At 36.8% G+C, this 15,686-nt stretch carries 5 protein-coding genes; all 5 read left to right on the top strand.

The window, feature by feature from the left end; genetic code table 11:
• Positions 1-27: 27 nt before the first annotated feature.
• The 5 genes from rplI (at position 28) to RB618_RS08080 (ending at position 15,600) form a co-directional block, all read left to right on the top strand.
• On the top strand, positions 28-468 hold the full coding sequence (rplI, locus tag RB618_RS08100) for a 50S ribosomal protein L9 (RefSeq protein ID WP_308068293.1): 441 nt from the start codon (positions 28-30) through the stop codon (positions 466-468).
• A 128-nt stretch (positions 469-596) separates the two neighbouring features.
• Positions 597-1,070 carry a DUF6495 family protein gene (locus RB618_RS08095; RefSeq protein ID WP_308068292.1) on the top strand — a complete coding sequence of 158 codons (474 nt, stop codon included), beginning with the start codon at positions 597-599 and terminating at the stop codon, positions 1,068-1,070.
• Positions 1,071-2,246: 1,176 nt separating this feature from the next.
• A complete protein-coding gene (locus RB618_RS08090; RefSeq protein ID WP_308068291.1) occupies positions 2,247-12,671 on the top strand; it encodes a gliding motility-associated C-terminal domain-containing protein in 10,425 nt (3,474 codons plus the stop codon).
• Between the two features lie 47 nt (positions 12,672-12,718).
• Positions 12,719-13,651 carry a type IX secretion system membrane protein PorP/SprF gene (locus RB618_RS08085; RefSeq protein WP_308068290.1) on the top strand — a complete coding sequence of 311 codons (933 nt, stop codon included), beginning with the start codon at positions 12,719-12,721 and terminating at the stop codon, positions 13,649-13,651.
• Positions 13,652-13,662: 11 nt separating this feature from the next.
• Positions 13,663-15,600, top strand: coding sequence for an OmpA family protein (locus RB618_RS08080; RefSeq protein WP_308068289.1), 1,938 nt, complete (start codon positions 13,663-13,665; stop codon positions 15,598-15,600).
• Positions 15,601-15,686: the final 86 nt, after the last annotated feature.

Genomic DNA, 15,686 nt, shown 5'->3' with positions numbered 1-15,686 from the left:
TAACTTCTAAAATATAAGGACAACAACATGGAAATTATTTTAAAACAAGACGTACAAAACCTAGGGTTTAAAGATGATGTAGTATCTGTAAAACCTGGTTACGGTCGTAACTTTTTAATTCCTCAAGGTTTTGCTACTTTAGCAACTCCTTCTGCTAAAAAAGTTTTAGCTGAAAACCTAAAACAAAGAGCACACAAAGAAGCTAAAATTGTTGCTGATGCTAAAGCATTGGCTGAAACTTTAAAAGCTCTTGAAATTAAACTTAGTGCAAAAGCTGGTGGAGAGAAACTTTTTGGTTCTATCACTAATATTGATATCGCTGAAGCTCTTGAGAAATCTGGTAATGCTATCGATAGAAAATTCATCACTAGCGGCGTTGTAAAACGTTTAGGTAAATACAATGCTTCAGTTCGTTTACACAGAGATGTAATCGTTGAATTGGCTTACGAAATTGTTGCTGAAAAGTAATAGTTTTTAAATCTATACTAAAATCCCGATGTAAATCGGGATTTTTTTTTAATATAAACTGTACTAATAATTAGATTTATAGCTGAGGCTTAGAGCTTGCAGCGTAAAGTATAAAGCTTAAAAAGAAAATGAAATACGCAAGATTAACAAAAGAGCAGTTTGATGAATTACATGCAGAATTTGCAAGTTTTTTGGCAACACAAGCAATAGATAGAAAAGAGTGGGAAGAACTTAAAGTTAATAAACCAGAAGTTGCAGAACAGGAACTTGATGTTTTTTCAGATTTGATTTGGGAAGGGGTACTGAGTAGAGCGGAATATTTAGAGCATTTTTCTAAAAATCATATCTTTTTATTTCATTGTTTTGATACCTATATTCAATCTATTGTTTTAAAATCGTTTTCTCCTGAAGTAGATTTTTTGACTAAAGAGGGGCTTCAATGGTTGAGCGATAATATGTTTACAGACAATATTGAAATGAAAGTAGGAAAGAAGGTATTTACTGAAGAACGAAATTCTTCGATTTTTGAATTGATTAAGCAAGGTGCTTTTTTAAGTGATGGCCAATTATTTAAGCAGATTAATACCATTATCGAATCATAGTTTTAGTTTTTATAGTATTGAAAAGGCGGGTAATTGTTAATTAATTACCTGCCTTTTTTTTTGTTTTTTAACTTTTGTTTAATCTTTTTGTGAATTTTAACCACGTATTTCTACGTGTTTATTTTTAATCTTTCAATGTATTTTAAGAAATAGACTTTTTTTATAAAAAAATGTTGCATTTGGTCTTAATAGCGAATATTTTGGTCGATAAATTTATATATACTGTAAGATTATACTTTAATTATATCGATTTAACATATTTTGTTCAATATTTTGCTTAGCGAATAATTGGCGACAAAAATATGTTAAATGTAGCGATTTTTCTAATGTTCTGCTCTGTTTGTAATTTTGAAATTAAAGTTTTAAGAATAAATTATAAGAATTTTAGGTTTGTTTTGTGTTTTTGTTTTTCCTAATTTTAGGTAACAAAAGTTAAACAAAGTTTTTCTTTTGTTTTTTTACCTAAAAGGTAGAAATATTTTTACCTTAATGTTGAGATTGAAATTAGAAAGAATTAAATAATAACTTAATAAGTCTGTGTATGGAATTGACAATTACTTTCTTTATCAAATTTACTTTAGTTGTTTCCTTTATTTTAGCTTTACTTTTTACCTTAGTAAGCTTATCTCGTCTCGACGATAATCTTAATCGTTACACAATATTTAATTTTTTTTCAAAAGGTTTTAATTTTAGTTTGCTGTCTTTTAATTACCCCATTAGGTGTGCTGATTATAAGGAGTAAAAATTTTATTGAATATAATGTAGATTCTAATCTGGTTTTTGAAACTGGATATTTTAGGGAAGGACTAATCAACTTTCTCTAAAAGAAAAATGAATTGACTATATATAAGAATTCCCCAGTTCTACTTTCAACTAAAAATTTTCATTATGAAAATTAGACCTGCAACAAATCACTCCTCTAGGAAAACTGACTACAATCATTTTTCCTCAAAAAAAGTGGAACTTATTTTGTCTCAGAGAGATCGAATTTGTTCTCCAGTATATTTTGATATACTGAATTCAGCATAATTTTTTTTAAAAACAGAGTTTACAGCTTTTTTATAAGCTGTGATGTTTTGTTTTAACTGGTTCATTTTTAATTGATTGTTTAATTGCGTAGGTGCATACACTTACTGCAAGAGGTGTTTTATTGTCCATTTTCTAATCTTCCAAATTATGAAAAAAAAATTTACTTTTTGTAATCTCAATCCTCAAATGAGATTATTAGGACTTTTAACTTTATTCTTTATATGCACAAATGCATTCTCTCAAACTATTTGTAGACCTGTGTCTCAGACAAATAGTGCTGGAGGAGGGCTTTTGTGTATTGGAGTAGATGTTGATAGTCCAGCCAATGCTTTTGATGGCGCTGGCTTATCCACCTATGCGACCTTATCAAATGGTGTTGCTGTAGCTGGATGTTTTGCAGAAGAAACATTGACCTTAAATCAAACGGCCCGAGCCGGTGACCAAGTAGCTATTTACTTTGGTACAGGTAATGGTTTGCTTGATTTAAGTTTATTATCAAATGCTTCGATTCAAGCTAAAAATTCTGGAACCAATGTAGGTTCAAGTGTGGCTTTAAATAGTCCGCTTTTGAATTTAAGTTTGCTAAGCGGCAATACGGTTGCCGTTGCAAAATTTCCTATTACGGGTGATGCCAACCAAATTCAAATTCAAGTTGGAGGAGGTGTTTTAGCTCTTCTAACAAGCTTAAGAGTTTACGATGTTAGGCTTGAATTTGCTCAGCCAACTGTATCTGGTGGTTTAACACAGACTGTCTGTGCTGGGGTTCCAACAATTCTTACTGCAACACCTGCAGCAGGTACTACATTAGCGTGGTATAGTTCTGAATTTTCTACGACAGCTTTAGCAGTAGGAAATACATATACAACTCCTGCTTTATCAGGAAATACGACATACTATATAGGAATAACTAGAGCTGCAGGATGCGAAGGAAATGTTCGCGTACCTGTTGTTTTAAATGTTTCTAATCCGATTGCGCCAGCAATTAGCAACACGGGGCTTACGGTTTGTTCCACAGGAGCGACACAGCAAACTACTTTATCGGTTGTAAATCCTGTTCCAGGAACGACTTATTCTTGGTATGCAGCTTCAACGGGTGGGCCTGCATTAGCAACAGGCACGACTTATTCGCCAACTGTTCCTTTAGGGACTACTCCATTTTTTGTGGAAGCTTCTATTGGAAGCTGTATAAGTAATAGAATACAAACGAATGTTGTTTCTACAGCTGTACCAGCCACACCGACAGTTTTGACGCAAAGTGTTACTATACAATCAGGTCAGAATGCAACTTTAAATGCCACAACCTCAGAAGTTGGAGCACAATTAAATTGGTACGAAACGCCTACTGGCGGAACTGCAGTTGCAACAAATACAGCTACTTTTACTACGCCAATTTTAACAGCTACTAAAACTTATTATGTTGAGGCGCAAAGTCCAAATGGAAATTGTGTTAGTGCAACTAGAGTACCTGTTACGGTAACCGTTCAACCATCAGCTTTGGGCGGGTGTCTTGAAGCGAGCAGTCAGGTAACTACTCAGGTAGGCATATGTTTATTATGTAGTGCAACTAACTTGAGTAATTCTGTAGATGGTAATCCAGCAACAGCTGCGACTTTAAGTGTTCCAGTTGGAGTTGCTGCATCAATACAGCAGACATTGCAATTTAATAATCCTGGAAAAGCAGGTGATATTGTTGAGGTAGACTTGGAATTGCCGGGCGGTTTGGCCGATCTTACCTTATTAGGTGCTGTGAGTTTGGCAACTTATAATGGTGCAACATATAATAATGACAGAGTAGCCATAACAAATCCGTTAATTACTTTGCAATTATTATCGGGAAACCGCTTTAGAGCGAGTGTGACTGCAGGCGCTAATTTTGATCGTGTAGAAATTAGATTAGGGGCTGTGGCAGCGGTTTTATCGAGAGTTGATATTTATCAAGCAACTTATAAATATAAAGAACCTGCAATTACAGGAAATACAACGATCTGTAGCGGATCAACTACGACTTTAACTGCAGCACTTGCAGTAGGGGAAACAGTTAACTGGTATAATGTAGCGACTGGCGGCACTTCTTTGGCGTCGACAGCATCTTATACAACGCCAGCTTTAACTGCACCCACGACTTATTATCTTGAAGTTACAAGAAATGGCTGTGTGAATAGCGAAAGATCTTCGGTTCAGGTATTGATCAATAATCCTGTTGCGCCAACTGTTACGCCAACTCCAGTGAATCTTTGTGCTGGACAGATATCTACTATTACAGTGCAGGCACCTGTGGCCGGGACTACATATAATTGGTATGATGTAGGCGGGAATTTAGTATTTACAGGCAATGTCTTTACAACTCCTGCATTGAATGCGACGACAGATTATTTTGTCGAAGGAGTAATAGGAAATTGTTCTAGTCCAACTCGTACTAAAGTTACGCTTAATGTTAATCCAATACCAGCTGCGCCTACTGTAGCATCGTCAACAGTAGTTATTCAGTCAGGACAGGTAGTGACTTTACAAGTTTCTAATCCTGTTCCTCAAATTGCTTATGACTGGTATGATGTACCAACAGGAGGAATAGCTCTCGTAACTGGTAGCCCTAGTTACACACCATCACCAGCTTTAACAGCTGACAAGACATTTTATGTTGTTGCTAGAAATAATTCTGATTGTGTAAGCGCTACTAGAACAGCAATTAATGTTGTAGTTACTCCTGCAGCGGTAATTACTTCTTGTTTACGACCTTTTCAGCAAACAATTTCTACAAATGGATTATGTATTGGTTGTACAGCTGTTTTAGGTACTGAAGGAAATTCAGTAGACAATGATTTTGATACTGCAACGACTCTTAGAAACGTAGTTGGCGTGGGAGCTTATATACAGCAAAAACTTGATTTTTCAAATTTTGGATTTGCGGGAGATATTATTGAAGTAGAACTTGGCTTGCCTACGGGAGTTTTAGATATTGGTGCCCTTTCATACATTACTCTAGAAAGTTATAATGGAGGAACAAATAATGGTGACGGAGCCTCTATAAATAATCTTTTAAATGTGCAGCTTTTAGGAGGAAATCGTTTTAGAGCTAGTTTTGTTGCTGGGAATACTTTCTCTGGAGTGCAAGTGCGTTTAGGAGGGGTTGCTTCAGTTTTAAGCGAATTGGATATTTATGGTGCTTCATTTAAATATAAAGAAGCTGCTATTACGGGTATATCGCCTGCAATTTGTTCTGGACAATCGGCAAATTTAACAGCCACTACTACTGCAGGAGATACGATTAATTGGTATGCTGACGCGAGCGGTGGAACTGCTTTAGCAACAAATACAAGCACTTATAATACTGGTGCATTAACAGCAACAACTACTTATTATATAGAGGCGGTAAGAGGAATATGTATAAATAGTGTTCGTCAGCCAGTTACTGTTCCTGTTTTACAAATCCCAACAGAGGCAAATATTGTAATAGCAAGTCCGATTGAAGCTACTTGTACTGGAATAGCGGCTATAGCACCTACTTCAACAATTGCTGGAGCTACATTTAGATATTATAAAGATCAAAATAAAGCAACAGAAATTGTAGATGGAAGTATAGATGGAAGTATAACATTTGCAAAAGATCCTATTACTGGTGATCTTTCATTAACTGGTTTGACTGCTTTGAATTCTCCTTACAATTTATATATATCTGCAGTGAATGGAGGTACTTGTGAGAATGTGAATGGAGATTTAAAACAAGTAACAGTTAATTTCCCTTCAACAACGTCTTTAACTGTTATCGCTACTCCATTGGAAGTTTGTGGAAGTGCTAATTTGGTAAATGCAATCACTAATTTTGATTCATCAGGAGCTACTACTTATACTTTTTATGATCCTTCAAATAATGTGATAACTGCGGATGCGGCGGCGAATATAACATTAGGAGGGTCTTATTCAATAGAAGCGCAGCTTGCAGGCGACACTTGTCCTTCGGCTAAACAAACAGTAACGGTTATAATTAATGCGTTGCCAAGTTTGATAATAACTACACCGCAAGAATCTGTAAATGTAGGAACTGATGTTCCATTAAATGCAGTTTCTACAGGAACAGTTGCATGGTTTGATCCGCAAGGAAATCCAATTGCCGGACCTCCATTTACAACTGGAGCATTAAATATTCCAGGAGTTTATACTTATACAGCTGTTGCAAGTGATGGAAGAATTTGTACTGCAACTGCCACTAAGGTAATCAATGTGATAGACCTTACAAGCTGTCAAAACTTAACAGAACGAGTTTATGCAACAGGACAAACTGAAGGCACTATAATTAGCGGGGATGTTACAAACAATACAAATGCAGTTGACGGAAATCCTCAGACATTCTCTACAATTACTACAGGTTTAGGACTTTTGGGAGTTGGTACAACATGGCAGAATTTAACATGGGCAACTCCTATTGCTAAAGGTACTCCTGTAACAGTCAAATTAGGATCTGAATATAGTTTATTGGCGGTTGGCGAAAACTTATCAGTAGTAGGAACTATTGGAGGTAGTCTTATTGGAGCAATGCAGCCTGTGTCAGGATCGCTATTAAAATTAATTTCTGGTGATAATACGTATGAGTTTACTTTTGTTCCTTCAGATGCATCAGGTCCGCAAGATTATGATGGTATTCGTATTGTATCTTCTTCACTTCTAAGTGTTGCACAAAACACAAAAGTATTTGAAGCCCATTATAAAAAGCCAGTTACATCGGTAACTTGTACTCCGGGAGATATTCAGGATATCTTTTATGGAGCAACAGATATAAATCTTCCAGTTGGTGCAGCAACTGCATTAATAGGAGTGAGTGATGCTTGGAATGTTGCTGACAATGATGTGACTACTTTTGCAACAATGTATAGTGGGGCAGGAGTTTTAGCGGCTGCAGATTTAACGGTGCAATTTAAAACACCTTCTGTTCTTAGTGATACTTTAAGAATTGTGGTTTCTAAACCAGGCACTCTTTTAAGCGTGAATCTACTTACAGGGTTTTCAGTTCAACGTTATTTAGGAAATGTAGCAGTTGGTGCTCCAATCCAAAATACTAGCACTTTATTAAGCATAAAATTATTGCCAGGAAATACATTGGCGATGGTATTGGTATCTTCTCCAACAGAAATTTATGATAGAGTTAGAATTCGTTTGGGAGGCGTTGCAGGAGTGTTAGATTTCTTAAGAGTTCATACTGTAGAAAGAACAGCTAACACAACTGTGATAGGTGCAGATCCGCAGAATAAAATTACGGTCTGTCCAGGAACCGAAATTGAGCTTCAGATTCCTGAAGTCGCCTGTTCTACTTATCGATGGTATGATGCTGAAACAGGAGGTAATTTGGTTGCCACAGGACCTACTTTTACAGTACCAGATAATTTGACTGCAGGTATTTACAGATATTATGTACAGCCAGTACGTTATGGCTGTGAAAATTATGCAAGAGGAGAAGTTACTGTTGAAGTAAAAGCTTCTGCTCCAGTAAATGCTTTGACAGATATTACTTTAAACGGAGGAACAGCAACATCAATTTGTTCTGCTTCTGGAACTGTAACTTTAGCAACAAGTTTAAATGGGACACCAGTTTTAACAAATCCTGTTTATCATTGGTATCGTTTTGATGGAACAACAAGTCAATTAATTGCAGGTGAAACAACTGCACAGTTGATAGTAAACGGATTGGTTCCTGGAACTTATACTTATTTTGTTGGAGTGAGTTCCGATGAATTTTGTGAAACTGCGGCAGCAGACAGAAAACAAATTACATTCACTATTTTGCCTCCTTCAACAGTAAACGATATTACAGTTGACGATGTAACAGTTTGTAATGGTGTTCCAGCATCTTTAACTCCGTCGGCACCAACATTAACTAGTCCAGTATTCACTTGGTATTTAGATGCTAATAAAACACAGCCAATTACAAACGGAGCTGTAATAGCAGGAGTTACTTATGCAATAGATGCAGCTGGTATTTTAACTGCTACAGGTTTAACAAAAGCAGTAAGTCCGATAACTTATTATGTAGCTGTTGCAAGTACTAATACTTGCGAAAATTTAGCAGGAACATTACAAGATGCGGTAATTATTGTTAGCGATCCAAATACGCCAACAACTTCAAATAGCACTCAGAATTTCTGTTTGATAAATGCACCAACTGTTGCAAATATTCAAGTTAATGAAAGCAATGTAATTTGGTATGATGCAGCGATAGGAGGAAATATAATTGCTTCGGCTACTCCATTAGTAAGCAGAATTTATTATGGAGCAGCAACTGATGCGATTACAGGATGTGAAAGCTCTTTAAGATTGCAAGTAACTGTTAACGTCAATGATCCAGGAACACCTACATTAGTAACAGCAGGAGTGCAAAACTTCTGTAAGGAAGATCTTCCGACATTTGCAAGCGTTCAGTTCAATCAAGCAAATATTGTTTGGTATACAGCCATAACAGGCGGAACGTTGATTCCATCTAATACGGCTCTTACAACAGGCCAGTATTTTGCAGCAATTTTAGATCCAGTAACAGGATGCGAAAGCGCTTCAAGATTAACGGTAGATGTGATAGTAAGCGACCCAGGAACACCGACTTTAGTAACTGCGGGACCACAAAGTTTCTGTAAAGAAGATCTTCCAACATTTGCAAGTATTCAGACAAATGAAACCAACATAGTTTGGTATACAGCGATAACAGGAGGAATATTGATCCCATCTACAACAGCTTTGACAACAGGACAATATTTTGCGGCAATCTCAGATCCAGTAACAGGCTGCGAGAGCGCTTTAAGATTGACAGTTGATGTGATAGTTAATGATCCAGGAACGCCAACACTGGTGACTGCAGGAGTTCAAAACTTCTGTTTAGCAAACGCACCGACATTTGCAAGCATTCAAATCAACGAAAGCAATATTGTCTGGTATACAGCTTTAACAGGCGGAATATTGATTCCATCTGCAACAGCTCTAACAACAGGCCAGTATTTTGCGGCAATTTCAGATCCAATAACTGGTTGCGAGAGTGCTACAAGATTGATAGTTGATGTGATTGTAAGCGATCCTGGAACTCCTACATTAATTACAGCAGGAACACAAAACTTCTGTTTAGCAAATGCACCGACATTTGCAAGCATTCAGACAAACGAAGCTAATATTGTTTGGTATACAGCCATAACAGGCGGAACATTGATTCCATCTGCAACGGCTCTAACAACAGGCCAGTATTTTGCGGTAATTTCAGATCCAGTAACAGGATGCGAGAGCGCTTCAAGATTAACGGTAGATGTGATCGTAAGCGATCCGGGAACACCGACTTTAGTAACAGCAGGACCCCAAAGTTTCTGTAAAGAAGACCTTCCGACATTTGCAAGCATTCAGACAAATGAAACTAATATTGTCTGGTATACAGCCATAACAGGGGGAACGTTGATTCCGTCAACAACAGCTTTAACAACAGGCCAGTATTTTGCTGCTATCTCAGATCCTGTAACAGGCTGTGAGAGTGCTTTAAGATTGACAGTTGATGTAATTGTTAATGATCCGGGAACACCAACATTGGTGACTGCGGGAGTTCAAAACTTCTGTCAGGAAGATCAGCCAACATTTGCGAGTATTCAGATTAACGAAAGCAACATTGTGTGGTATACGGCTTTAACAGGTGGAACAGTGATTGCACCAGCAACAACCTTGACAACAGGCCAGTATTTTGCGGCAATTTCAGACCCTGTAACAGGCTGTGAAAGTGCTTTAAGATTAACAGTAGATGTGATTGTAAATGATCCGGGAACACCGACATTGGTGACTGCAGGAACTCAAAACTTCTGTTTGGTAAATGCACCAACGTTTGCAAGTGTTCAGTTTAATCAAACAAATATTGTTTGGTATACAGCTTTAACAGGCGGAACATTGATTCCATCAACAACAGCTCTAACAACAGGCCAGTATTTTGCGGCAATCTCAGATCCTGTAACAGGTTGTGAGAGCGCTACAAGACTGACAGTAGATGTAATTGTAAACGATCCGGGAACACCAACACTGGTGACTGCGGGAACACAAAGTTTCTGTAAAGAGGATCTTCCAACATTTGCAAACATTCAGATAAATGAGACAAACATTGTCTGGTATACAGCTGCAACTGGCGGAACATTGATTCCATCTTCTACCGCTTTAACAACGGGACAATATTTTGCAGCAATTTCAGATCCGACAACGGGCTGTGAAAGCGCTGCAAGACTAACAGTTGATGTTATAGTAAACGATCCAGGAACACCAACATTGGTAACGGCAGGAACACAAAACTTCTGTTTAGCTAATGCTCCTACTTTTGCGAGCATTCAGACTAATGAGACTAATATTGTTTGGTATACAGCTTCAACTGGAGGAACCGTTATTGCGCCAACAACAGCTTTGACAACTGGGCAGTATTTTGCGGCAATCTCAGATCCAGCAACGGGCTGTGAGAGCGCTTCAAGATTGACAGTTGATGTGATTGTAAACGATCCTGGAACTCCAACATTGGTAACGGCAGGAACACAAAACTTCTGTTTGGTAAATGCACCAACGTTTGCAAGTGTTCAGTTCAATCAAACAAATATTGTTTGGTATACAGCTCTAACAGGTGGAACAGTAATCGCACCAACGACAGCATTAACAACAGGCCAGTATTTTGCAGCAATTTCAGATCCTGCAACAGGCTGCGAAAGCGCTTCAAGACTGACAGTTGATGTGAATGTAACAGATCCAGCAACACCAACAACAAATGCTGCAGCACAGACTTTCTGTACAGGTACAAATCCAACAGTAGCTAATATTCAAGTGAATGAAAGCAATGTAGTTTGGTATACAACACAAACTGGTGGAACTGCTTTAGCTTCAACAGCAGTATTAACAACAGCTACTTACTTTGGAGCAATTAAAGATCCAGCAACAGGATGCGAAAGCAGTGTAAGATTACAAGTAGCAGTTACAGTTGGAAATACAATAAATCCAACAACAAATAATACAGCTCAAACTTTCTGTTCTGCAAATGCACCAACTATTGCAAACATTCAAGTAAATGAAAGCAATGTAACATGGTTTACAGCAGCAACAGGAGGAACTGCAATTCCTGCGGGAACAGCGCTTACTTCTGGAGTGTATTTCGGAAACATTGTTGATCCAACAGGTTGTGAAAGCTCAACTCGTCTTCAGGTAACAGTAACGGTGGTTGATCCTAGTCCAACACCTACTACTGCCAATACAACTCAAAACTTCTGTACTTTAAATTCGCCAACAGTGGCAAATATTCAAGTAAATGAAGCAAATGTAGTTTGGTATAACACAGCGACAGGAGGAACAGCGATTCCGCCAACAACCGCCCTTGCGACAGGTACTTATTATGGAGCAGTTTCAAGTGCTATAGGTTGCGAAAATCCGGCAAGATTGGCTGTTGCGGTAAATGTAAATTCACCAAGTGTAATTACAACGCCAAGAACAACGCAGACATTCTGTTTGTCTGCTTTGCCAACATTAGCTAATATTTTGGTAAACGAAACAAATGTGGTTTGGTATGCGTCTGCAACTGGCGGAACACCATTGGCAAATACAACTCCACTTACTGCAACTACTTATTATGCAGGATCGTTGGCTAATACATTTAATGGCTGTGATAACGGACCAAGATTAGGAATTACAATTGCATTCGAAAATGATGCTGCAGTTCAACTTGCTACTACAGATGATACTCCATGTGTATTCAAAGGGGTGACCTATTCAATTGCAAATGGTAAGTCTAATTATGTATGGACTATTAGCGGCGGTACTATTGTTTCTGGCGGCGGTATAAACGATGGATCTGTAACTGTTTCTTGGTCAGATATTGGGCCAGGAACTGTAACGGTGGCTTATGTTAACAATTGTGACGAAAGAACAATCAAAACTTTAAATGTTACGGTAGCAAGCTGTTCAGATTTAACGATTACTCATACGGTTGATAATCCAACTCCAAATTTTGGTGATCAAGTAACCTTTACTATTACAGTAAACAATGTAGGAGAAGGTGATTTCATAAACACTCTTGTTAGTGATTTACTTCCTAGCGGTTTGCAATTAGTAAGTTCATCTGCAACATCGGGAACATACGACCCAGCAACACAGCTTTGGACAATACCTACGTTAAATGCAGGTCAGAGTGTTGTATTGACAATTGTTGCAGAAGTATTGCCAAACGGTACTTATACAAGTGTGGCAACTGTAGAAACTTCAACTCCTTTAGATGTTGATGCTTCAAATAATTCAGCTTCGGTTACATTAGAACCAATTTGTTTAACTGTTTATAATGAGTTTACTCCAAATAATGATGGTAAAAACGATTTGTTCAGAATAGACTGTATTGAGTCTTATCCAAACAATGAGCTGAGAGTATTTAACAGATACGGAGCGTTAGTGTATAGTAAAGCAAGTTATGAAAATGATTGGAACGGAACAGCAAATGTATCCGGTGTAGTTAATAGAGGAGATATGCTGCCAACAGGTACTTATTTTTATGTGATAACCATTGGAGATGGAACGGTTAAAAAAGGCTGGTTGTCTATTATGAGATAACCCACTTCTATTAATCATCTAATTAATTAAACTAAATAAGTATCGTTATGAAACTATATATAAAATCATTAGAAACATATTTCATTTTAATATGTTCTTTTATTACGGTTTGCGCTTCGGCACAACAAGATCCCGAGTATACGCAGTATATGTATAACACTATGGCGGTAAATCCAGCGTATGCTGGATCTACCGGAACCATAGAAGCAGCACTTTTATATCGTTCTCAATGGGTTGGAATGCCTGGAGCACCAGAAACACAATCTTTCTCCGTTCATTCTCCACTTAGAAATGAACAATTAGGAGTAGGTTTAAGCGTTGTAAATGATAAAATCGGACCTTCAAATGAACTGTATCTTGATGGAAACTTCTCTTATTCATTGCCTCTTGGTTACGAAAAAAGATTGGCTTTTGGTATTAAAGCTGGTACAAGAATGTTAAACATCGATTGGTCTAAAGGAAGATATTATGATGATGACGATGTTTTGTTAAATCAGAACATAAACAATCAGATGAAACTTGCTGTAGGCGCGGGGATTTACTATTATACAGAAAAATGGTATGTAGGATTTTCTGTTCCAAGTTTTATTCAGAATGATTACTATGACGATGTTCGTGAATCTATTGATTATGATCGTTTGCATTACTATTTAATGGGAGGTTATGTTTTTGATTTGAATCCGAATTTGAAATTTAAACCAGCATTTTTAGTAAAAGCAGTAAGTGGGGCTCCAATTACTGCAGATATATCGGCAAATTTCATGATTCAGGAAAAGTTTGTTATAGGAGGAGCGTATCGAACAGATGATTCTGTAAGCATACTAGCAGGTTTTCAAATTTCACCAAGTTTCTTCCTTGGATATGCTTTTGATTATACTGTAAGCGAATTGAACAAATATAACGATGGTTCTCACGAGTTCATTTTACGTTATCAATTTGTGCAAAAACAAAGTAAAATTAAATCTCCTCGATTCTTCTAAAACCAAAACTTATGAGAAAACTATATATCCTATGTTTAATTTTGAGCGTTACGTTTAGTTTCGCTCAAAAAACTAACTTAAAGAAAGCTGATGCTTTGTTTAGAAGCTTTTCTTATTTGGATGCTTCTAAAGCTTACGAAGAATGTTTGCAAAACATAAAAGATCCATCAGCGCAGACTTTGAAGAATGCGGCAGATTCCTATTACTTTATTTCTGATTCTAGAAATGCACTTAAATGGTACAGAAAACTATATGAAGTGCAAGGAAATAATTTGACTGATATTTACTATTTGCGTTATATCCAATCCATGAAAGCAGTTATGGATTACGATGAAGCAGATAAAATCACAAAAGAATATTTAGATAAAAAGGGTGATAAAGCAGAGATTAACCGATATGTTGCGCAAAAGAAATACATGGACAGCGTAGCAAAGGCCAAACCTCTCTATACTATTAAAAATTTAGATATAAATACAAGTAAATCAGATTTTGGAGCAACATTTTTTAAAGACAATATAGTATTTACATCAGCTCGTGATACCACAAAATTCAGTGAGAAATTGTATACTTGGAACAATCAGCCTTTTCTTAATCTTTACATCGCAGAAAGAAATCCAGCAGACGGAAGTTTATTCAACGAAACAGTTTTCCTTCCCAATGTAATGACTAAATATCATGAAGCAACGGCAAGTTTTGATAGCCAGGGGAAAACAATCTATTATTCGACCAATATTGTAAAGAAAAACAAATTGGTTGTTGATGAGGCTAGAGTAAATAATTTCCAGATTGTCAAAGGATCGATCGTTAATAATAAATTAGAAAATCCAGAGAAAGTATTTTTTGACAGCGATGAGTATTCTGTTGGACATCCAGCACTGAGTGAAGACGGAAAATTGTTATTCTTCGCTTCAGACATGCCAGGAGGACAAGGAGAAACGGATCTTTATATGGTAAAAATTGCGGAAGACGGTACAATGAGTTCTCCTCAAAATCTTGGTCCAAATATTAATACTATTGGTAACGAAGTGTTCCCATTCTTCCAAAACGGAGTTTTGTATTTTTCTTCTGATGGACATTATGGCTGGGGAGATTTGGATGTTTACGAAAGCAAGCTTCAGGCAAATGGAACTTTTTCAGTGCCCAAAAACCTTGGAGCACCAATTAATAGCAATAAAGACGATTTTTCTTTTATAATTGATAAAACAGATGCTTATGGCTATTTTTCTTCAAATAGAGCAGAAGGAAAAGGTGATGATGATATCTATTCTTTTGCAAAAGGAAAACCGGTTTGTAACCAAAGCATTTCTGGGATGGCTATCGACCGTAAAACGAAAAAGCCTTTAACAGATGTTACCATAATGGCATATAACTCTTTTAGTGAAGTTTTAGGAGAAACCAAAACAAATTTTGACGGAAAGTATGCAATTGAAGTTCCTTGCAACAAAGTAATCAAAATGATTGCCGCAAAACCAAATTACAGCAGCGACGATAAAACTGTAGAAACCACTGGTCAAAATGGAGGCGAAATAAAAGATGTGAATTTCGAATTAAGCAATTACGATGATTTGGTCGTTAAAAAACAAGGAGTAGAAAAAGTAGATGTAAACCCAATTTATTTTGACTACGACAAGTACGATATTACGCCAAAAGCTGTAGAAGAATTGTCTAAAGTGGTTTTCATTATGCAAAAATTTCCGAACATCAGAATCAAAATTGAATCTCATACCGATTCACGCGGAAAAGATGCATACAACCTAAAACTTTCAGACAATAGAGCCAAATCAACAAGAGATTATATCCTTTCGCAAGGCATAGACGCTTCTCGAATAGAAAGTGCCATTGGGTACGGAGAAACTCGATTAATTAATAAATGTAAAAATGGTGTAAAATGTTCTGAAGAAGAGCATCTTTTAAATAGACGTTCAGACTTTATCATTATTCAAAAATAATTTTATATTTTCGCTGTAAGATATTGATTTTCAGTTAAAAATATAAAACGTTGAAACCATTTGGAAGTTGGTTTTTTTTAATTCTT

This window comes from Flavobacterium sp. LHD-85 (assembly GCF_030929595.1).
GTDB lineage: Bacteria > Bacteroidota > Bacteroidia > Flavobacteriales > Flavobacteriaceae > Flavobacterium.
This window is presented reverse-complemented; position numbering and strand designations above follow the sequence as displayed.